Annotated in this window: 22 protein-coding genes; 21 read left to right on the top strand and 1 reads right to left on the bottom strand. The window is 59.0% G+C overall.

Annotated elements, in window-relative coordinates; all coding sequences use genetic code 11:
• The first annotated feature begins 2 nt into the window (after positions 1-2).
• From plsX to ACA068_RS21170, 15 genes are all read left to right on the top strand, one after another.
• On the top strand, positions 3-1,013 hold the full coding sequence (plsX, locus tag ACA068_RS21240) for a phosphate acyltransferase PlsX (RefSeq protein WP_081757410.1): 1,011 nt from the start codon (positions 3-5) through the stop codon (positions 1,011-1,013).
• 125 nt (positions 1,014-1,138) lie between these two features.
• Positions 1,139-2,077, top strand: coding sequence for an ACP S-malonyltransferase (gene fabD, locus ACA068_RS21235; protein ID WP_497304545.1), 939 nt, complete (start codon positions 1,139-1,141; stop codon positions 2,075-2,077).
• A 16-nt stretch (positions 2,078-2,093) separates the two neighbouring features.
• Positions 2,094-2,837, top strand: a complete 744-nt coding sequence (fabG, locus tag ACA068_RS21230) for a 3-oxoacyl-ACP reductase FabG (protein WP_497304543.1) — start codon at positions 2,094-2,096, stop codon at positions 2,835-2,837.
• 191 nt (positions 2,838-3,028) lie between these two features.
• Entirely contained in the window at positions 3,029-3,265 is a 237-nt protein-coding gene (acpP, locus tag ACA068_RS21225) for an acyl carrier protein (protein ID WP_003442511.1), read from the top strand.
• 108 nt (positions 3,266-3,373) lie between these two features.
• Positions 3,374-4,618, top strand: coding sequence for a beta-ketoacyl-ACP synthase II (gene fabF, locus ACA068_RS21220; RefSeq protein WP_010461853.1), 1,245 nt, complete (start codon positions 3,374-3,376; stop codon positions 4,616-4,618).
• Complete coding sequence (gene pabC / locus ACA068_RS21215; RefSeq protein ID WP_497304541.1) at positions 4,618-5,433, top strand: aminodeoxychorismate lyase; 816 nt, start codon at positions 4,618-4,620, stop codon at positions 5,431-5,433. Before fabF ends, pabC begins: the two co-directional genes overlap by 1 nt.
• Positions 5,434-5,436: 3 nt before the next feature.
• A complete protein-coding gene (mltG, locus tag ACA068_RS21210) occupies positions 5,437-6,672 on the top strand; it encodes an endolytic transglycosylase MltG (protein ID WP_497304539.1) in 1,236 nt (411 codons plus the stop codon).
• A 19-nt stretch (positions 6,673-6,691) separates the two neighbouring features.
• The gene (tmk, locus tag ACA068_RS21205) at positions 6,692-7,324 is read left to right on the top strand and encodes a dTMP kinase (protein ID WP_497304538.1); all 633 of its coding nucleotides are present in this window, start codon (positions 6,692-6,694) and stop codon (positions 7,322-7,324) included.
• Entirely contained in the window at positions 7,317-8,303 is a 987-nt protein-coding gene (locus ACA068_RS21200; protein ID WP_497304536.1) for a DNA polymerase III subunit delta', read from the top strand. The genes tmk and ACA068_RS21200 overlap by 8 nt, the downstream gene beginning before the upstream one ends.
• Positions 8,304-8,345: 42 nt before the next feature.
• Entirely contained in the window at positions 8,346-8,702 is a 357-nt protein-coding gene (locus ACA068_RS21195) for a PilZ domain-containing protein (RefSeq protein ID WP_497304534.1), read from the top strand.
• A 13-nt stretch (positions 8,703-8,715) separates the two neighbouring features.
• Positions 8,716-9,501 (top strand): TatD family hydrolase, encoded by a 786-nt coding sequence (locus tag ACA068_RS21190; RefSeq protein WP_497304532.1) that lies wholly within the window; start codon positions 8,716-8,718, stop codon positions 9,499-9,501.
• Positions 9,502-9,843: 342 nt separating this feature from the next.
• The gene (locus ACA068_RS21185) at positions 9,844-10,482 is read left to right on the top strand and encodes a TetR/AcrR family transcriptional regulator (RefSeq protein ID WP_008152317.1); all 639 of its coding nucleotides are present in this window, start codon (positions 9,844-9,846) and stop codon (positions 10,480-10,482) included.
• Between the two features lie 138 nt (positions 10,483-10,620).
• The gene (locus ACA068_RS21180; protein ID WP_497304531.1) at positions 10,621-11,589 is read left to right on the top strand and encodes a GTP 3',8-cyclase MoaA; all 969 of its coding nucleotides are present in this window, start codon (positions 10,621-10,623) and stop codon (positions 11,587-11,589) included.
• A 129-nt stretch (positions 11,590-11,718) separates the two neighbouring features.
• Positions 11,719-12,324: a DUF4823 domain-containing protein gene (locus tag ACA068_RS21175; protein WP_403108144.1), complete on the top strand. Its 606-nt coding sequence runs from the start codon at positions 11,719-11,721 to the stop codon at positions 12,322-12,324.
• Positions 12,325-12,339: 15 nt separating this feature from the next.
• The gene (locus ACA068_RS21170; protein ID WP_497304530.1) at positions 12,340-12,900 is read left to right on the top strand and encodes a DUF1285 domain-containing protein; all 561 of its coding nucleotides are present in this window, start codon (positions 12,340-12,342) and stop codon (positions 12,898-12,900) included.
• A gap of 54 nt (positions 12,901-12,954) precedes the next feature.
• Here the strand turns inward: ACA068_RS21170 and ACA068_RS21165 are convergent, their stop codons facing one another.
• Positions 12,955-13,827: an esterase/lipase family protein gene (locus ACA068_RS21165; RefSeq protein WP_497304529.1), complete on the bottom strand. Its 873-nt coding sequence runs from the start codon at positions 13,825-13,827 to the stop codon at positions 12,955-12,957.
• Between the two features lie 202 nt (positions 13,828-14,029).
• On the opposite strand from ACA068_RS21165, the gene ACA068_RS21160 reads away from it, so the two are divergent.
• The 6 genes from ACA068_RS21160 to araH all read left to right on the top strand — a co-directional run bounded on the left by ACA068_RS21160 (position 14,030) and on the right by araH (position 20,470).
• Complete coding sequence (locus ACA068_RS21160; protein WP_497304527.1) at positions 14,030-14,746, top strand: FadR/GntR family transcriptional regulator; 717 nt, start codon at positions 14,030-14,032, stop codon at positions 14,744-14,746.
• A 126-nt stretch (positions 14,747-14,872) separates the two neighbouring features.
• Positions 14,873-15,748, top strand: coding sequence for an SMP-30/gluconolactonase/LRE family protein (locus ACA068_RS21155; protein WP_497304525.1), 876 nt, complete (start codon positions 14,873-14,875; stop codon positions 15,746-15,748).
• A gap of 195 nt (positions 15,749-15,943) precedes the next feature.
• Positions 15,944-16,762, top strand: coding sequence for an SDR family oxidoreductase (locus ACA068_RS21150; RefSeq protein WP_497304523.1), 819 nt, complete (start codon positions 15,944-15,946; stop codon positions 16,760-16,762).
• 114 nt (positions 16,763-16,876) lie between these two features.
• Positions 16,877-17,881 (top strand): substrate-binding domain-containing protein, encoded by a 1,005-nt coding sequence (locus tag ACA068_RS21145; protein ID WP_109633825.1) that lies wholly within the window; start codon positions 16,877-16,879, stop codon positions 17,879-17,881.
• A gap of 66 nt (positions 17,882-17,947) precedes the next feature.
• The gene (gene araG / locus ACA068_RS21140; protein ID WP_497304521.1) at positions 17,948-19,492 is read left to right on the top strand and encodes an L-arabinose ABC transporter ATP-binding protein AraG; all 1,545 of its coding nucleotides are present in this window, start codon (positions 17,948-17,950) and stop codon (positions 19,490-19,492) included.
• 9 nt (positions 19,493-19,501) lie between these two features.
• Positions 19,502-20,470: an L-arabinose ABC transporter permease AraH gene (araH, locus tag ACA068_RS21135; protein WP_497304519.1), complete on the top strand. Its 969-nt coding sequence runs from the start codon at positions 19,502-19,504 to the stop codon at positions 20,468-20,470.
• The last annotated feature ends 2 nt before the right edge of the window (positions 20,471-20,472 follow it).

Below are 20,472 nucleotides of genomic sequence, written 5' to 3'. Positions count from 1 at the left end.
ACTTGTCTGCTCAAGTCATCGCGATTGACGCAATGGGCGGGGACTTCGGTCCCCGCAGCATTGTTCAGGCCAGCCTCGCTTGCCTGTCTGCTACACCCTCGCTGCACCTGACCCTCGTCGGTCAACCCTCCCTTCTTGAAGAATTGCTCTCTGGCCAATCGGCTGTGGATCGCTCGCGCCTGTCGATTGCCCCGGCGTCCGAAGTCATCACCATGGACGAAAAGCCTGCCCAGGCCTTGCGTGGCAAGCCCGACTCGTCGATGCGTGTGGCGCTCGAGTTGTTGCGTGATGGCAAGGTCCAGGCATGTGTCAGTGCCGGCAATACCGGCGCGCTGATGGCGCTGTCGCGGTTTGTGCTCAAGACGTTACCAGGCATCGATCGGCCGGCGATGGTGGCGGCGATTCCGACGCAGAAGGGTTATTGCCAGTTGCTCGACCTGGGCGCCAATGTCGATTGCAGCGCCGAGCATCTATTGCAGTTCGCTGTGATGGGGTCGGTGGCGGCGGAAACCCTGGGCATCGTGCGTCCGCGAGTGGCGCTGCTGAACATCGGTACCGAAGACATCAAGGGCAATCAGCAGGTCAAGCTCGCTGCAACATTGTTGCAAAGTGCCCGTGGTATCAACTACATCGGTTTTGTCGAAGGTGACGGTGTGTACCGTGGCGAGGCGGATGTGGTGGTATGTGACGGATTTGTCGGCAATATCCTGCTCAAATCCAGCGAAGGCCTGGCGACCATGATTGCCGCGCGCATCGAAGCCTTGTTCAAGAAAAACCTTGCGTCGAAAGTGGTCGGTGCTCTGGCATTGCCGCTGATGAAGCGCTTACAAGCTGATCTGGCGCCTGCGCGGCACAACGGCGCAAGCTTCCTCGGGTTGCAGGGGATTGTGGTCAAAAGCCATGGTTCGGCGGGGGTTCAGGGCTTCCAGAGTGCGATTCAGCGTGCCTTGATCGAGATCCAGGAAAACCTGCCGGAGCGTATCCATGGTCGCCTGGAGGATTTGTTGCTTTAGGCGTTTTCGTCGGACAATGCTTAAATGTGACCGCTCAGTTCAATTTGCCATCCAACTGTCAGTTTCTTGCGTCCCCCAAGCGGGACGTCAATTCTCCGACGACAAGATCATTAGGGGCTTGTTACATGTCTGCTTCCCTCGCATTCGTCTTTCCGGGACAGGGTTCGCAGTCCCTCGGCATGCTGGCCGAGTTGGGCGCGCAACATCCGGTTGTCCTCGAAACATTCAAAGAAGCTTCCGACGCTCTGGGTTACGACCTGTGGGCACTGACCCAGCAAGGGCCGGAAGAACAACTCAATCAAACCGATAAAACCCAGCCGGCCATTCTGACCGCCTCGATCGCCTTGTGGCGTCTGTGGCTGGCGGAAGGTGGTGCGCGTCCGGCTTACGTTGCCGGTCACAGCCTGGGCGAGTACAGCGCGCTGGTCGCGGCAGGCAGTTTGAGCTTGGGCGACGCCGTCAAGCTGGTGGAACGCCGTGGTCAGTTGATGCAGGAAGCCGTTCCAGCCGGGCAAGGCGGCATGGCCGCAATCCTCGGTCTGGAAGATGCTGACGTGTTGGCCGCCTGTGCCGAAGCGGCGCAAGGCGAAGTGGTCAGCGCGGTCAACTTCAACTCCCCGGGCCAGGTGGTTATTGCCGGTGCCAAGGCTGCGGTTGAACGTGCCATCGAAGGCTGCAAGGCTCGTGGTGCCAAGCGCGCCATGCCACTGCCGGTCAGTGTGCCTTCTCATTGCGAACTGATGCGTCCGGCAGCCGAGCGTTTCGCTGAGTCGATCGCTGCAATCGACTGGCAAACGCCGCAAATCCCGGTCGTACAGAACGTCAGCGCTGCCGTGCCGGCCGATCTGGACACTCTCAAGCGCGATCTGCTTGAGCAGCTCTACAAGCCTGTACGCTGGGTCGAATCGGTCCAGGCGCTGGCCGCCAAGGGCGCGACCCAGTTGGTCGAATGCGGCCCTGGCAAAGTACTCGCAGGCCTGAACAAACGTTGCGCCGAAGGCGTATCGACATCCAACCTCAATACCCCAGACGCTTTCGCTGCCGCCCGTGCAGCGCTGGCCTGAATCAGGAGAAACTTGCATGAGTCTGCAAGGTAAAGTTGCACTGGTCACCGGTGCGAGCCGCGGTATTGGCCAGGCTATCGCCCTGGAGCTGGGTCGTCAGGGCGCTATCGTTGTAGGTACCGCGACGTCCGCTTCCGGCGCCGAGCGTATTGCCGCTACCCTGAAGGAAAACGGTATTCAAGGCACTGGCCTGGAACTCAATGTCACCAGCGACGAATCCGTTGCTGCCGTGTTGGCGAGCATTTCTGCACAGTTCGGAGCGCCGGCGATCCTGGTCAACAATGCCGGTATCACCCGCGATAATCTGATGATGCGCATGAAAGATGACGAATGGCATGATGTCGTCGATACCAACTTGAACAGTCTGTTCCGCCTGTCCAAGGGCGTTTTGCGCGGTATGACCAAAGCCCGTTGGGGACGAATTATCAGTATTGGCTCGGTTGTGGGTGCCATGGGCAACGCAGGCCAAGTAAACTACGCAGCCGCCAAGGCCGGTCTGGAAGGTTTCAGTCGTGCACTGGCGCGTGAAGTCGGTTCGCGTTCGATTACGGTAAACTCGGTGGCCCCAGGGTTCATCGACACCGATATGACCCGCGAACTGCCCGAGGCGCAGCGTGAAGCCTTGCAGACGCAGATTCCGCTGGGCCGTCTGGGGCAAGCTCAAGAGATCGCGTCTGTGGTCGCTTTTCTTGCATCCGACGGTGCGGCTTACGTTACTGGGGCTACAATCCCGGTGAACGGCGGGATGTACATGAGTTAAATGTGACGGATTGCTTCAAAAAAATGTCATACGAGCTGTCTAAAATCCGTTATAAAGCTGCAATCTATTTATAGGCAGAGGGTCGTCGGGTTTGAGGAGTGAAGCTTTCAGTTGAAAAACTGAAAAGTCTTTCTATACACTTACCCACTGGCCAGCTGCCTGAATTTGTCCATTAGGAGTGAAAACAAGGTATGAGCACCATCGAAGAGCGCGTCAAGAAAATCGTTGCTGAGCAACTGGGCGTTAAAGAAGAAGAAGTGGTCAACACTGCTTCCTTCGTTGAAGACCTGGGTGCCGACTCCCTTGACACCGTTGAGCTGGTGATGGCTCTGGAAGAGGAATTCGAGACCGAAATCCCTGACGAAGAAGCTGAGAAGATCACTACTGTACAAGCCGCAATCGATTACGTTACTAACCACCAGGCTTAATAGCTTGTAATCGTTGCTTGCTGTCATGGAAAAACCGCACTGCCATCACGGCGTGCGGTTTTTTCTTTAGGCCTGATGCAAAGTCGTCATTTGAAAAAGGAGAGTGCTGTGTCGCGTAGACGCGTCGTAGTCACCGGTATGGGTATGTTGTCGCCACTGGGCACGGATGTGCCAAGCAGTTGGCAGGGCATTCTGGCTGGCCGTAGTGGCATTGGTCTGATCGAACACACCGACCTTTCTGCCTATTCCACCCGTTTTGGCGGCTCGGTAAAGGGCTTCAATGTCGAGGAATACCTGTCGGTGAAGGAAGCACGCAAGCTCGATCTGTTCATTCAGTACGGTCTGGCTGCCGGTTTTCAGGCTGTACGTAATGCAGGCCTCGAAGTCACCGACGCCAACCGTGAGCGCATCGGCGTGGCCATGGGTTCGGGCATCGGCGGTCTGACCAACATCGAAGAAACCAGCCGCACCCTGCATGATTCTGGCCCACGACGGATTTCTCCGTTTTTCGTGCCTGGCTCGATCATCAATATGATTTCCGGTTTCCTGTCCATCCACTTGGGTGCACAGGGACCTAACTACGCCATCGCCACCGCCTGTACTACCGGTACGCACTGCATTGGCATGGCAGCCCGCAACATCATGTACGACGAAGCCGACGTGATGATTGCCGGCGGCGCCGAGATGGCAGCTTGCGGTCTGGGCATGGGTGGCTTCGGTGCTTCCCGTGCGCTGTCGACCCGCAACGACGAGCCAACCCGTGCCAGCCGTCCATGGGACAAGGGCCGTGATGGCTTCGTCTTGTCCGACGGTGCCGGCGCTCTGGTGCTCGAAGAACTGGAGCACGCCAAGGCACGCGGCGCGACCATTTACGCCGAGCTGATCGGTTTCGGCACCAGTGGCGATGCCTATCACATGACTTCGCCTCCGGCCGATGGCGCCGGTGCTGCCCGTTGCATCACCAATGCCTTGCGCGATGCCAAGATCAATGGCGATCAGGTCCAGTACATCAACGCCCACGGCACCTCGACCTCGGCCGGCGACCTCGCTGAAGCCTGTGCGATCAAGTCGGTGTTCGGCGATCACGCCTACAAGCTGGCCGTCAGTTCGACCAAGTCCATGACCGGTCACTTGCTGGGTGCGGCCGGCGCTGTCGAGGCGATCTTCAGCGTGCTGGCGATCAACAGCCAGGTGGCACCACCGACCATCAACCTCGATGAGCCGGATGAAGGCTGCGACCTCGATTTCGTGCCGCACACCGCGCGCAACATGGATATCGATGTGGTGCTGTCCAATTCCTTCGGATTTGGCGGTACCAACGGCTCGCTGGTGTTCCGCCGGTTCGCTGACTGATGGACAGCTGGGTCGACGGTCAGCCGGCTGACGCTTTGTCGCTGAAAGATCGCGGCCTGGCTTACGGTGATGGTCTGTTCGAGACCATTGCCGTGCGTGGCGGGCAGGCGTTGCTGCTGGATCGACATCTGGCGCGGCTGGTCGATGGCTGTTCGCGCCTGGCGATCGCTGCGGACCATGAGCTGATCCGCAGTGAGCTGCTGGCCTATGCCCGCGCACTGGATGAGGGCGTGCTCAAACTCATCATCACTCGCGGTGACAGCCTGCGCGGGTACGCCCCCGATCCTTTGGCTCAAGCCCGACGTATTCTGCAAGGCAATCCTGCCGCTGCTTATCCTGCTGTTCATGGTGAGCAGGGCGTTCGCCTGTTTCCCTGCGCGACACGACTGTCCAGGCAGCCGCTGCTAGCCGGCCTCAAGCACCTCAACCGTTTGGAACAGGTTATTGCGCGCGCTGAATGGCAAGATACGGAACACGCCGAAGGCTTGATGCTCGATCAGGCAGGTCGGGTAATCGAAGGCGTATTCAGTAATCTGTTCCTGGTGCGCGATGGCGTGTTGATCACGGCTGACTTGAAGCGCTGCGGCGTGGCTGGCGTGATGCGTGCCGAATTATTGTTTCAAGCCGAGTCATTGGGGGTTCCCACGCAAATCACCGACATCAGCCTCGATCAGTTGCAATGGGCCGATGAAGTCTTTGTCTGCAACAGCGTGTATGGCGTTTGGCCGGTGCGCGCCTATGCTGCGCTGAGCTGGTCGGTTGGGCCGCTCACCCGTAAACTCCAAACCATTGCCCGTGCGCTACTGGATGCTTGATACGTGAGACGTAAATTCTTGCTGCTGCTGGAAACCGGATTGGTTCTGGCAGGGCTGTGTCTGGGCGCCTCCGCCTGGAAAATACATTCGGCGCTGGAACAGCCGCTGAACATCACCCAGGAAGAACTGCTGGAAGTGCCCAAAGGCACGACACCCACCCGCACCTTCTATCGACTCGAAGCCGATGGCGTCATCAAGGACGCATTCTGGTTGCGCGTGTATTGGCGTTTCAATCTGGCCGGACAACCCCTGCACAAGGGCGAATACCGCATGCAGCCAGGCATGACCGTCGAAGGGCTGATCGACCTGTGGAAGCGTGGGGACATCGTTCAGTACAGCCTGACCCTGGTCGAAGGCTGGAACTTTCATCAGGTCCGGGCGGCATTGGTCAAGGATGAAAAACTCGAGCAGACCCTGAACGGCTTGAGCGATAGCGAAGTGATGACCAGGCTCGGCCACGCCGGGATCTTTCCCGAGGGCCGATTCTTTCCCGACACTTACCGCTTCGTGCGGGGTATGACCGATGTCGATCTGCTGAAAAAAGCCTACGATCGCCTCGACGAGGTCCTTGCCAGGGAATGGGAGCAGCGCTCCGCTGATGTGCCTTATACCGAACCCTATCAGGCGCTGATCATGGCCTCGCTAGTGGAAAAGGAAACCGGTGTGCCCCAGGAACGCGGGCAGATCGCTGGCGTGTTTGTGCGGCGTATGGCGATGGGTATGATGCTGCAGACCGATCCGACGGTGATCTACGGCCTCGGTGACCGCTACAGCGGTAAATTGACCCGTGCGCATCTCAGGGAAGCCAATCCGTACAACACCTACATGATTACGGGCCTGCCGCCGACGCCGATTGCCATGGTCGGTCGCGAAGCGATCCATGCCGCGTTGAATCCGGTGGCGGGCAACAGCCTTTACTTCGTTGCGCGTGGTGATGGCAGCCACGTGTTTTCTGATGATCTGGATGCTCACAATAGTGCGGTGCGCGAGTTCCAGCTCAAGCGTCGTGCCGATTACCGGTCCAGCCCGGCACCGGTCTCGGCGCCAGAAGCGCGCAATGGTGAAACGCCAGACGCCGAGGCTCCGATTCCGGCCGCGTCACCCAACCCCGATCCCGAGGCTGTGCCGCCGGTAATGCCGCAAGAACCTGCTGCTGCACCCGTTGCGGCGCCTGAAACCGAACCCGAACCCAAGCCCGTGCCCGAGCCGGACGCACCGGTTCCGCAAAGCCCGCAATGACTCTGATTAAGGACTGCCCGTGACTGGCTTGTTTATTACCCTGGAAGGCCCGGAAGGCGCCGGCAAGAGCACCAACCGCGAATACCTGGCCGAGCGCCTGCGCGCCGCCGGTATCGAGGTGGTGTTGACCCGCGAGCCGGGTGGTACGCCCTTGGCCGAGCGGATCCGCGAAGTGCTGTTGGCGCCGGTTGATGAAGTCATGAACCCCGACACCGAGCTGTTGCTGGTGTTCGCCGCGCGCGCCCAGCATCTGGCCGAGGTGATTCGCCCGGCGCTGGCCCGTGGCGCGGTTGTCTTGTGTGATCGTTTTACCGATTCGACTTACGCGTATCAGGGTGGCGGTCGCGGATTGTCGCTGGAGCGTATCGCGGCGCTGGAAACCTTTGTGCAGGGCGATTTGCGCCCAGACCTGACGCTGATCTTTGATCTGCCGGTGGAAGTGGGTCTGGCCCGCGCCAGCGCTCGCGGTCGCCTGGATCGTTTCGAACTCGAAGGCCGAACCTTTTTCGATGCCGTGCGCGGTGCGTTCCTCAAGCGCGCTGAAGCTGATCCGGCGCGTTATGTGCGGGTCGATGCCGCTCAGCCGCTGGCGCAGGTCCAGCAGTCGCTGGACGCCTTGCTGCCACGCCTGCTGGAGTTGGCCCGTGGCTGAAGCCTATCCGTGGCAGGACAGCCTCTGGCAGCAGTTGGCCGGTCGCAAGCAGCATGCGCACGCCTATTTGCTGCATGGCCCGGCCGGGATCGGCAAGCGGGCGTTGGCGGAACGGTTGATGGCCAGTTTGCTGTGCCAGCGTCCGACCGCGCAGGATGCCTGCGGTGAGTGCAAATCCTGCCTGCTGCTCAAGGCTGGCAGTCATCCCGACAACTACATCCTGGAACCCGAAGAGGCCGACAAGGCGATCAAGGTCGATCAGGTGCGCGATCTGGTCAGCTTCGTGGTCCAGACCGCCCAAATGGGCGGGCGCAAGGTGGTGTTGATCGAGCCGGTCGAGTCGATGAACATCAACGCCGCGAACGCCTTGCTCAAAAGTCTTGAAGAGCCGTCCGGCGACACCGTTTTGCTGTTGGTCAGCCATCAGACCAGCCGTTTGTTGCCGACCATCAAGAGCCGCTGCGTGCAGCAGGCCTGCCCACTGCCGAGCGAAGCGATGAGTCTTGCATGGCTGGCCAAGGCCCTGCCGGACAGCTCGGAAGAAGAGCGTATCGAACTGCTGACCCTGGCGGCCGGTTCTCCGCTGGCGGCGGTCAAGTTGCAGGCCCAGGGCGTGCGCGAACAGCGAGCGCTGGTGGTCGAAGGCGTGAAGAAGCTGCTCAAACAGCAGCAATCGCCGACGCAGTTGGCCGAAGAATGGAAAACCGTCCCGCAGTTGCTGTTGTTCGACTGGTTCTGCGACTGGTCGAGTCTGATCCTGCGCTATCAATTGACCCAGGATGAAGCAGGGTTGGGGTTGGCGGACATGCGCAAGGTCATTCAATACCTGGCGCAGAAAACCGCTCAGGACAAGGTCTTGAATATCCAGGACTGGATTCTCGCCCAGCGTCAGAAGGTCATGAGCAAAGCCAACCTCAATCCGGCGTTGTTGCTGGAGGCGCTGCTGGTGCAATGGGCATCCTTGCCTACCCAGAAGTGATCGTCTGTGCCTAGACTCTGATCATCAGCCATGGAGGTCAGCATGAATGAAGCCGTCAACCCGGGGCCGCGCAACGGCATTTTGTCCCTGAGCATCAAGGACAAGTCGGTGCTTTATGCGGCCTATATGCCGTTCATCAAGAACGGTGGCCTGTTTATCCCGACCAACAAAAGCTACAAGTTGGGCGATGAGGTGTTCATGCTGCTGAACCTGATGGATGAAGCCGAGAAGATTCCGGTCGCTGGAAAGGTTACCTGGATTACCCCCAAAGGTGCGCAGGGCAATCGGGCTGCCGGGGTCGGCGTACAATTCAACGACGGCGACAACACTGCGCGCAGTCGAATCGAAACCCATCTGGCCGGAGCCCTGAAGTCCGACCGTCCCACTCATACGATGTAGTTGCAGCCCTTTTATGCTCGTAGATTCCCATTGTCACCTCGATCGTCTTGACCTCGCCGCCCACGACGGCTCCCTGGATGCCGCGCTTGATGCGGCCCGGCAGCGCGGGGTAGGGCACTTTTTATGTATCGGCGTCAGCGTCGAAAATGCCGCGGATGTCAAAGCCCTGGCCGAACGTTATGACGACGTCGACTGTTCAGTGGGCGTGCATCCGTTGGATGTACAGCCGGGGGCCGCGCCGGCGCTGGATTGGTTGTTGCGTGAGCTCAATCACCCCCGTGTCGTGGCCATCGGTGAAACCGGTCTGGATTATCACTACGAGCCGGAAGCGGCAGAGTTGCAGCAGGCGTCGTTTCGTTTGCACCTGCAGGCCGCTCAGCAAACAGGCAAACCGGTGATCATCCACACCCGTGGCGCCCGTGCTGATACGTTGAATTTGCTGCGCGAGGCTGCGTTGCCTCAGGCGGGCGTGTTGCATTGCTTCACGGAAGACTGGGACATGGCCAAGGCTGCGTTGGATATGGGCTATTACATTTCCCTGTCCGGCATTGTCACTTTTCGCAATGCCGATGCGCTGCGTGATGTCGCCAGCAAAGTGCCGGCTGATCGATTGCTGGTGGAAACCGACTCGCCGTACCTGGCTCCGATCCCTTATCGCGGCAAACCCAACCTGCCGCAGTACGTGCGCGAGGTTGCGGAGTTTCTGGCAATGTTGCGTGGTGAGTCTTATGAGCGATTTGCCGAGCAGACCACTGAAAACTTCAAGCGCCTGTTTCCGCTGGCGCATGTGAAAGGCTGAATTGCAGGCAAAAAAAACCCGGGTTCTGGGGGGTGAATCCGGGTTAAGACCATTAGGAGTAAAACAAAGGCACGCGGTCCGTTGGTACCTATATCGACGCGACACTTGGGGGAGATGCCCCGCCGACATTTCAAGTATTGATCAGTATTGCGCCGAGTCCAGTTTACCGGCCCCGGTTTTTAAACAATTTTGGAATACGGCCGCTTCGGAAGAGTTCTCATCAGCAGGCGACCCAGCGTCAAATCATCAAGAAACACAGATATGGTCGGATGATCCGTGCATTTTGGCGCAAGTTAGGCATAATACGCGGCTTCGAATTTTGACCCCTACAGACCTTTTCTTATGCATAAAGAACCTCGTAAGGTCCGTGAGTTTCGTCGCCGCGAGCAAGAAATTCTCGATACCGCGCTCAAGCTGTTCCTCGACCAAGGTGAAGACAGTGTCACCGTCGAGATGATTGCTGATGCCGTCGGTATCGGCAAAGGCACGATCTACAAGCATTTCAAATCCAAGGCGGAGATCTATCTGCGCCTGATGCTCGACTACGAGCGTGATCTGAACGAGCTGTTGCATTCGGCTGATGTCGACAAGGACAAGGAAGCCCTGTCCCGGGCCTACTTCGAATTCCGCATGCGCGACCCGCAACGCTATCGCTTGTTCGATCGCCTGGAAGAGAAGGTGGTCAAGGGCAACCAGGTGCCGGAGATGGTCGAGGAACTGCACAAGATCCGCGCCTCGAACTTCGAGCGCCTGACCTTGCTGATCAAGGGCCGGATCAGCGAAGGCAAGCTGGAAGACGTACCCCCTTACTTCCATTACTGCGCGTCCTGGGCGTTGGTGCATGGTGCCGTGGCGCTGTATCACTCGCCGTTCTGGAGCAATGTGCTGGAAGATCAGGAAGGTTTCTTCCAGTTCCTGATGGATATCGGCGTGCGCATGGGCAACAAGCGCAAGCGCGATACCGACACCCCGAGCAGCTGAACCATTCAGTTGCCTTATTGCGCCATGATTTCGCTATATGGCGCAGTACCTCAGGAATATACTCAGGCATGGGACTTGCTAAAACTTGATTTGTGAGTCAAGTTTTACGCGTTCAAATTCCTTTCGCCGGAGTGCTCCATGATCGTTGACCGTCAAGGCAGGCGTTTCCGCAATTTGCGGATCAGCCTGACCTCAGCCTGCAATTACGCGTGTACCTACTGCGTGCCCAACGGCAAGCGGCTGGTGGCTGCGCAGGATGAATTGTCGGCCGAGGCCATGGCGCGCGGCGTGGCGTATCTGATCGAAGCGGCGGGCATAGAGCGCTTGCGCATCACCGGTGGCGAGCCGCTGGTCAGCCCTAAGCTCGAAGCCTTCATGACCGCTGTCGGCAAGATGGGCCTGGAAGACATAAGCCTGACCACCAATGGTCAACTGCTGGCGAAAAAGCTGCCGTTGCTGGTGGACGCCGGCATCCGTCGCATCAACGTTTCCCTCGATACCCTGGATGCCAGCGCGTTCCGCAGCATTGCCCGTGGCGGCGATCTGGCGACCGTGCTCGACGGTATGGATCAGTCCAAGGCCGCCGGCCTTAAAATCAAGGTCAATATGGTGCCCTTGCGCGGCCAGAACCTCGACCAGGTGATGCCGCTGCTCGATTACTGCCTGGAACGTGGTTATGAATTGCGCTTCATCGAGCTGATGCGCATGGGTCACCTGGCTAGCGACAACAACGCCTTCCTGCAGCAGTTCGTCAGCCTTCAGCAGTTGTTGAGCCTGATCGGCGAGCGTTATGAGTATCTGCAGGCCGATGCGCCGGTCGATGCCACTGCGGTGCGCTACGAAATACCGGGGCTGGGGCACTTCGGCGTGATCGCCAATGAAAGCGTTCCATTCTGCCGCACTTGCTCGCGTCTTCGATTGTCATCTACCGGTTGGCTGCATGGCTGTTTGTCGTCGAGCAATCGACACTATGTGGGTGACCTCTTGGACAAGCCTCGTCATCAGGCCTTGCCGGCGTTGCAGCGTCTTCTGGTGAAAGCCTTGGGGGACAAGCAGGAAGTGGCGTTCTCGGGTGGTGCGACCATCATGAAGATTATTGGCGGCTGATCCGGCCTCTTCGCGGGCAAGTCGGGTCGCGAATGCAATCTGTCAGGCGCAGATGTTTGCCGAGCTGGCGCGGAAGCTGCATCCAATGGCCATTCGCCGGTTTTCCGTCACCGGCCTCTGGAGGGTAGGATGCGTAGCCTGGTTTTGCTGCTGGCCGTTTTGGTGCTTGGTGGCTGCATGAATGTCAGCGATATGGCTGAAGGGACTCGCTACCACATGAGCGATGCAGGGCTGCTGGATCACAGCGACAGTCGTCGGGTGAATAACCTGCGCATCCAGCCGGACTCGTTTATCTACATCGCCCAAGGTGCCTTCGCGCCGCCGGGCAGTGCTTATCCACGACCTAACGTGGTCGCTGAAGAAGCCTACAACGGTTTTATCGAATACTTCCCGATGGTCCGCCGCGCGCGCACCCCCGAAGGCCTCGATCAGGCCATGGGGGAAGCTCGCGCCGCCGGAGCCCACTACCTGCTTTACACTCGGTTCGCCAAGGCGGATGACCGTATCGGTAACTCGGACGAATGGCTCGATCAGGAATACGTGGATCGCCTCGGCATCGACAGCGGCGTGATTCAGATCATGTTGATCGAGACCAGCACCCAGTATTTGATTGATACTGCACGTATCAAGAGTCGTGGCGGTTTACTGACGTTCCACGATAACAAGCCACAAGACCTGATTGGCCCGCCGCTTGAGCAATACGCGCGCAGCCTGATTGGTCTCAGCGACCAGTAATCCAAGGAGAACGCCATGAGTGGCCCGCAAAAAGCCAACGACTTGTTGGGGCAAATCCCCAAAACCAAAGGCTTGCCGCCGGTCCACCTGTGGAACCCTGACTTCTGTGGCGACATCGACATGCGCATCGCCCGCGACGGCACCTGGTACTACCTGGGGACGCCGATCGGGCGTAAGCCGATGGTCAAGCTGTTCTCCACCATCATTCGCCGAGATGGCGATGATTATTTCCTGATCACGCCGGTCGAGAAGGTGGGCATCAAGGTCGATGATGCGCCGTTCGTGGCGATTGCCGTGGACGTGGAAGGCGAGGGCGAAGCACAAGTCTTGCGCTTCACCACCAATGTCGACGAGACCACGGACGCCGGCACCGAACACCCGATCCGCGTGGTGATCGACCCGGTTACGCAAGAGCCAGCACCCTACGTGCATGTGCGCACCAACCTAGAAGCCCTGATCCATCGCAATGTGTTCTACCAACTGGTGGAGCTGGCGGTGACCCGTGAGATCGAAGGGCAGCGTTGGCTGGGCGTGTGGAGCGGCGGAGAATTCTTCCCCATCGGCCTGGAGCCGTAACGCGCAGTGCTCTGGAAAACGGCCCGCTATCAAGCGGGCCGTTGTCATTGGGGGTTACAAGCCTTTGCTCTTGAGCCGAGCCGCATGGTCAAGGTAGTGCTTGACCGGGTTCACATTCCAGCTGTCGATCCCTGCAATCTGATTGACTGCATCAAAGTGGTCCATCGGGTAATCCGAGCGAATCACTTTCCCCAAGTGCGAGCTGTATTGACCGACCAGCCCGTCGTTGGCGTTTTTCTCTTTGTAAAATAACTTCGACAGCACGATACAGTTCAAGTGGGACGGATCGAGAGGTTGCAGGCTTTGGAAGTTTTGTACGATCCCGCTCCAGGAGTAGTAGTACACGCCGTTTTCAATTTCATTGCCTTCCCCGCCCCATTGTTTCGGCACCCCTTGCGGGTACTTGCGATTGAAGGCGGCCAATCCCGCGCTGGTCAGGGATTCGAAAGCTGCTTGAGCGTCCTGAGGGTTTTCCGGGTGGCCGCTGATCAACGAAATGAAAGTGCCGACTGCCTTGAACAGGGCAAGTACGACCGCTTCGGGCAGCTCTCCAGGCGTCAGCGCCTTATGCAATTGGTCGGCAATCTCGGAGCCATGATTGGGGCAACTGACCGACGTGACTGACGCGACCTTTTCCGGGTGTAGCGCCGCAATGTAGCGTGCGGCCAGTGGGCCTTGGCTATGGCCGATCAGATTGACCTTGGCGGCTCCCGTTTCCTGCAAAATGCGGTTGACGTGGACGAGCAGTTTTTCACCTCGCTCCTCGTTGCCGTTAACTGCTGGAATGTTAACGGCAAACACCTTCGCGCCTGCGTGTTCCAACGCTTCCTTGATCTCGAAGAAGTAGGGGTAACCGGCGATTTTATCGAAACCGAAAAGGCCGTGGACCAAAACAATCGGGTATTGCGTAGACGCATCCATGTTCATGCTTATACCTGTCGATAGCGGATTCTAGTGGAACAGATGCTATTGACTGCTTGATCTGTCGCGTCTAACCGTAGGTCACAAAGTAGATTCGTTCAAATCTCGTCAGGCACGCTTGCAAAATTCAAATTGACAGTCAATCGTATGATGATTAGCGTGAGGCCCATCGCGAACGGCTTTGTGCCGTTCCTGCATCGAGGTGCCCATGTCCAGCAGTTTTCATGCGTCGACCGTCGATTGGCTGGGTTGCTGGATAGCCGCAGGCCAGGTCAAACCCGGTGAAACCATCAAGGTCGAAGCCGATCTGGGTGAGCAGCTCGGTGTCAGTCGCACGGTCATCCGCGAAGCCATCAAGACTCTGGTCGCCAAAGGCATGCTCGAAGTCGGGCCGAAAGTCGGTACGCGGGTGTTGCCGGTGCGACGCTGGAACCTCTTCGATCCGCAAGTCGTGGGCTGGCTGTCTCGCAGCGGCTTGCCGGAAAACTTCGTCGACGACCTGCTCGACCTGCGCCGCACCATCGAACCGATGGCCGTGCGCTGGGCGTGCGAGCGCGCTACGGTCGAACAGGTGCAAGCGATTCTCCAGGCTTACAACGCGTTGGAACGGGCGGTGGACAGCGGCGTCGATTACAACCGCGCCGACCAGATCTTCCACGAGTGCATTCTCGCCGCCAGCCACAATCAGTTCATCGAACAAATGGTCCCGGCCCTCGGTGCGCTGTTGGCTGTTTCTTTTGAAGTGTCCGCCGCCGACCCGGACGAATTGCGCCGCACGCTGCCTATTCACAAAGACATGGCCGACGCCATCGCCGCCCGGGATGCCGCGCGCGGTGTCTGGGCCTGCATGACCCTGATCGATAACGCTGACCTGGCGATCAAACGCTTCTACCCGAAAGTCATGGCCGACAAAAAAGCCAGCTGACAATAAAGAACCCTGTGGGAGCGAGGCTGCTCGCGAAAGCGGTTTAGCATTCAGCGACTGAGTTGCCTGACACACCGCCATCGCGAGCAGGCTCACTCCCACATAAAGCAAAAAGCAGGAGGTTTCATGACGTGGAATGCGGTTACCGGACACCGTGCACAACTCGGCGAAGGGCCGTTCTGGGATGTGCCGACCCAAGCGCTGTACTGGGTGGACATCGCCGGCAAGCAAGCCCTGCGGCTGATCGGCGCCAACGTGCAGATCTGGGAAATGCCGGAACACGTCTCCGCGTTCATCCCCTGCGAAAGCGGCGATGCGCTGGTGACGTTGAGCAGCGGCGTCTATCGGCTGGACCTTGATTCACCAGGGCTCGAACCGCGCCTGACCTTGCTCTGCGTCGCCGACCCGCAACCCGGTAATCGCGCCAACGAAGCCCGCTGCGATGCGCAGGGGCGGCTCTGGCTTGGCACCATGCAAAACAACATCGGCGAAAATGGTGAAGACATGCCCGTCGTGCGTCGTTCCGGCGGCCTGTTTCGCATCGACAGCGACGCCCGTGTCACGCCGCTGCTTCGCGGGCTGGGCATTCCCAACACATTGCTGTGGAGCGAGGACGAGACCACGCTGTTTTTCGCCGACAGCATGGACAAAACCTTGTACCGATATTTCGTCCACACCGATGGCAACCTGGACACCGCGTATGTCTGGTTCGGTCCCCATGATCGGGGCGGACCGGATGGCTCGGCGATGGATGCCGAGGGTTTCATCTGGAACGCCCGCTGGGACGGAAGCTGCCTGATCAGGCTGACCCCGGATGGCTATGTCGACCGCGTGATCGAACTGCCGGTCAGCCGCCCCACCAGTTGCGTGTTTGGCGGCGAAGACTTGAAAACCCTGTACATCACCAGCGCCGCGAGCCCGCTTAACCATCCGCTGGACGGTGCCCTGCTGTCGATTCGCGTTGATGCGCCTGGAAAACCGTGTACTCGTTTCGCTGGTTAAATCCCAAAATATGGGATGTAAAATTATATATTGAGATTATTTGCTGGTCGGGTTTATAGTCGGCCATCAGTTACACGCACTCACACTTAAAAAAACAAAACAGGTGAAGTGATGCAGCGATTTTTCAAAATGACTTTTGACCGGACATCGACAGATGCCCGTCTTTTGTCGTGCCTGCAAAAGGGGGCTTGATCCATGGCTGAGCCTCTTTCCTTGCCAGCCGTGTCCGAACCGCCTAAAGGCGAGCGCCTGAAAAACAAGGTAGTTCTGCTGACCGGTGCTGCTCAGGGCATCGGCGAGGCCATTGTCGGCACCTTCGCGTCGCAGCAGGCCAAGCTGATCATCAGCGATGTCCAGGCCGAAAAAGTCGAGAAAGTTGCGGCGCACTGGCGGGACAAAGGCTTTGATGTTCAGGCGATCAAGGCCGACGTCTCTCGGCAACAAGACCTGCACGCGATGGCCAGGTTGGCAGTCGAACGTCACGGCCGGATCGACGTATTGGTCAACTGCGCCGGGGTCAACGTGTTCCGTGATCCACTGGAAATGACCGAAGAAGACTGGCATCGCTGCTTCGCCATCGACCTCGACGGCGCGTGGTACGGCTGCAAAGCGGTGCTGCCGCAAATGATCGAGCAGGGCATCGGCAGCATCATCAACATCGCCTCGACCCATTCCACCCACATCATCCCGGGCTGCTTCCCGTACCCGGTGGCCAAGCACGGCTTGCTCGGGCTGACCCGCGCGCTGGGCATCGAATATGCGGCCAAGGGCATTCGCGTGAATGCGATCGCGCCGGGCTACATCGAAACCCAATTGAACGTCGATTACTGGAACGGTTTTGCCGACCCCCATGCTGAACGTCAACGGGCTTTCGACCTGCATCCGCCGCGCCGTATCGGGCAACCGATGGAAGTGGCAATGACTGCCGTCTTCCTGGCCAGCGATGAAGCGCCGTTCATCAATGCCTCGTGCATCACCATCGATGGTGGTCGCTCGGTCATGTATCACGACTGAGCCAAACGACTTTCAGACGCGGAACTCCGTTTGAAATCCAATCATCATACGATATGACTATTTGCAGTATCGGCTTTCAAATAACGCTCAAAAAAAATAACAAGGAGTCAGCTTATGAATCGTCGTCGTGGGATCCGTTCCCTGTGCTGTGCCGCTTTGGCGGTCACTGCGGTCAGCCTGAGCAGTACGCTGCTGGCGGCTGAGGAAGTGAAAATCGGCTTTCTGGTCAAGCAGGCGGAAGAGCCCTGGTTCCAGACTGAATGGGCATTCGCCGAAAAGGCCGGGAAAGAGAAAGGCTTCACCGTCATCAAGATCGCCGTGCCGGACGGCGAGAAAACCCTCTCGGCCATCGACAGCCTCGCCGCCAACGGCGCCAAGGGCTTCGTGATCTGCCCGCCGGACGTCTCCCTCGGCCCGGCCATCATGGCCAAGGCCAAGCTCAATGGTTTGAAAGTCATCGCCGTCGATGACCGTTTCGTCGATGCCAATGGCAAGTTCATGGAAGACGTTCCGTACCTCGGCATGGCCGCGTTCGAAGTCGGCCAGAAGCAGGGCGCAGCGATGGCCACCGAAGCGAAAAAACGCGGTTGGGACTGGAAAGACACCTACGCGGTGATCAACACCTTCAATGAACTCGACACCGGCAAAAAGCGCACCGACGGTTCGGTCAAAGCGCTGGAAGACGCCGGGATGCCAAAAGACCACATCCTGTTCTCGGCCCTGAAAACCCTCGACGTGCCAGGCAGCATGGACGCCACCAACTCGGCCCTGGTGAAACTGCCGGGCGCGGCGAAAAACCTGATCATTGGCGGCATGAACGACAACACCGTGCTGGGCGGCGTGCGCGCCACCGAGAGCGCCGGTTTTGCCGCAGCCAACGTGATCGGCATCGGCATCAACGGCACCGACGCCATCGGCGAATTGAAAAAAGCCAACAGCGGTTTCTTCGGTTCGATGCTTCCAAGCCCGCACATCGAGGGTTACAACACTGCGAGCATGATGTTCGAGTGGGTCACCACCGGCAAAGAACCACCGAAGTACACCGCGATGGACGACGTGACGCTGATCACTCGCGAGAACTTCAAGCAGGAACTGGAAAAGATCGGCCTGTGGAACTGAGGGCCGGTTGATTTCATCGGCGGCCCTGGCGACGGGGCCGTCTGATCTGTGTGATGAGGTGGTTTTATGCACGCGCAAGTACAGACACATGAGCACAGCGTCGGCGGCAGCCTGCGCTTTAACGGGATCGGCAAGACTTTTCCCGGGGTGAAGGCGCTGGATGGCATCAGCTTCGTCGCGCGTCCCGGGCAGGTTCACGCCTTGATGGGCGAGAACGGCGCCGGCAAGTCGACTCTATTGAAAATCCTCGGCGGCGCCTACACGCCGAGCAGCGGCGACCTGCAGATCGGCGAGCAGACGATGGTCTTCAAGTCCACCGCCGACAGCATCGCCAGCCGGGTGGCGGTGATCCACCAAGAGCTGCACCTGGTCCCGGAAATGACCGTGGCGGAGAACCTGTTCCTCGGTCATCTGCCGGCCAGTTTCGGCCTGATCAATCGTGGCGCGTTGCGGCAGCAAGCGCTCGCCTGCCTCAAAGGCCTGGCCGATGAAATCGATCCGCAAGAGAAAGTAGGGCGCCTGTCCCTCGGTCAGCGACAGTTGGTGGAGATTGCCAAGGCGTTGTCCCGTGGCGCGCATGTGATTGCCTTCGACGAACCCACCAGCAGCCTGTCGGCGCGGGAAATCGATCGCTTGATGGCGATCATCGGGCGCCTGCGCGACGAAGGCAAAGTGGTGCTCTACGTCTCTCACCGCATGGAAGAAGTGTTCCGCATCTGCAATGCGGTGACGGTGTTCAAGGACGGTCGCTACGTGCGCACCTTTGAGGACATGAGCGAGCTGACCCATGACCAGTTAGTGACGTGCATGGTCGGCCGCGACATTCAGGACATCTACGATTACCGCAGCCGTCAGCGTGGCGCGGTGGCGCTCAAGGTTGATGGTCTGATGGGGCCGGGACTGCGTGAGCCGGTGAGTTTCGAGGTGCACAAGGGTGAGATTCTCGGGTTGTTCGGCCTGGTTGGCGCGGGGCGTACCGAGTTGCTCCGGATGCTCAGCGGGCTGACGCGTAACACCGCCGGACGCCTGGAGCTTCGCGGTCATGAGGTGAAACTGCGCTCCCCCCGCGATGCCATCGCGGCCGGCATTCTGCTGTGCCCCGAAGATCGCAAGAAGGAGGGCATCCTGCCGCTGGCCAGCGTCGCCGAGAACATCAACATCAGCGCGCGCGGCGCCCATTCCACGTTCGGTTGCCTGTTGCGCGGCTTGTGGGAGAAGGGCAACGCCGACAAGCAGATCAAGGCGCTGAAAGTGAAGACGCCCAGCGCCGAGCAGAAAATCATGTACCTGTCCGGCGGCAATCAGCAGAAGGCCATTCTCGGCCGCTGGCTGTCGATGCCGATGAAAGTCCTGCTGCTGGATGAGCCGACTCGTGGCATAGACATCGGTGCCAAGGCCGAGATCTACCAGATCATCCATAACCTGGCCGCCAGCGGCATCGCGGTAATCGTGGTGTCCAGCGACCTGATGGAAGTGATGGGTATTTCCGACCGCATCCTGGTGCTCTGCGAAGGCGCGATGCGCGGCGAGTTGTCTCGCGCGCAGGCCAATGAATCCAACTTGCTGCAACTGGCTTTGCCGCGCCAACGCGCTGACGGCGTGGCGAACTGAGAGGTGACTATGACCATCCAAAACAACGCTCTGCCCACTACGCGTAAACCTCTGGACCTGCGGCGCTTTCTCGATGACTGGGTAATGTTGCTGGCGGCGGTCGGGATCTTCGTGCTGTGCACGCTGCTGATCGACAACTTCCTGTCGCCGCTGAACATGCGCGGCCTGGGTCTGGCGATTTCGACGACCGGGATCGCGGCCTGCACCATGCTGTATTGCCTGGCGTCCGGGCACTTTGACTTGTCGGTGGGTTCGGTGATTGCCTGTGCCGGCGTGGTCGCGGCGGTAGTGATGCGCGACACCGACAGCGTGTTTCTCGGCGTGAGTGCCGCGCTGGTGATGGGGCTGATTGTCGGGCTGATCAACGGCATCGTGATCGCCAAGCTTCGGGTCAACGCGTTGATTACCACCTTGGCGACCATGCAGATCGTTCGTGGCCTTGCTTACATTTTTGCCAATGGCAAAGCGGTCGGCGTGTCGCAGGAGTCCTTCTTCGTTTTCGGTAACGGCCAGTTGTTCGGCGTGCCAGTGCCGATCCTGATCACCATCGTGTGCTTCCTGTTTTTCGGCTGGCTGCTGAATTACACCACCTACGGGCGCAACACCATGGCCATCGGCGGCAACCAGGAAGCGGCGTTGCTGGCTGGGGTGAACGTTGACCGGACCAAGATCATTATCTTTGCCGTGCATGGGGTGATTGGGGCGTTGGCCGGGGTGATCCTGGCGTCGCGCATGACCTCGGGTCAGCCAATGATCGGCCAGGGTTTTGAGCTGACGGTGATTTCGGCTTGCGTGTTGGGTGGCGTGTCGTTGAGCGGCGGGATTGGCATGATCCGGCACGTGATTGCCGGGGTGTTGATTCTGGCGATTATCGAGAATGCGATGAACCTGAAGAACATCGACACCTTCTATCAGTACGTGATCCGCGGTTCGATCCTGCTGTTGGCCGTCGTCATCGACCGCCTCAAACAACGCTGAGA

Source organism: Pseudomonas sp. LBUM1660 (assembly GCF_059695935.1).
Note: the sequence above shows the minus strand (reverse complement) of the source record. Positions and strands in the feature narration are given on the sequence as shown.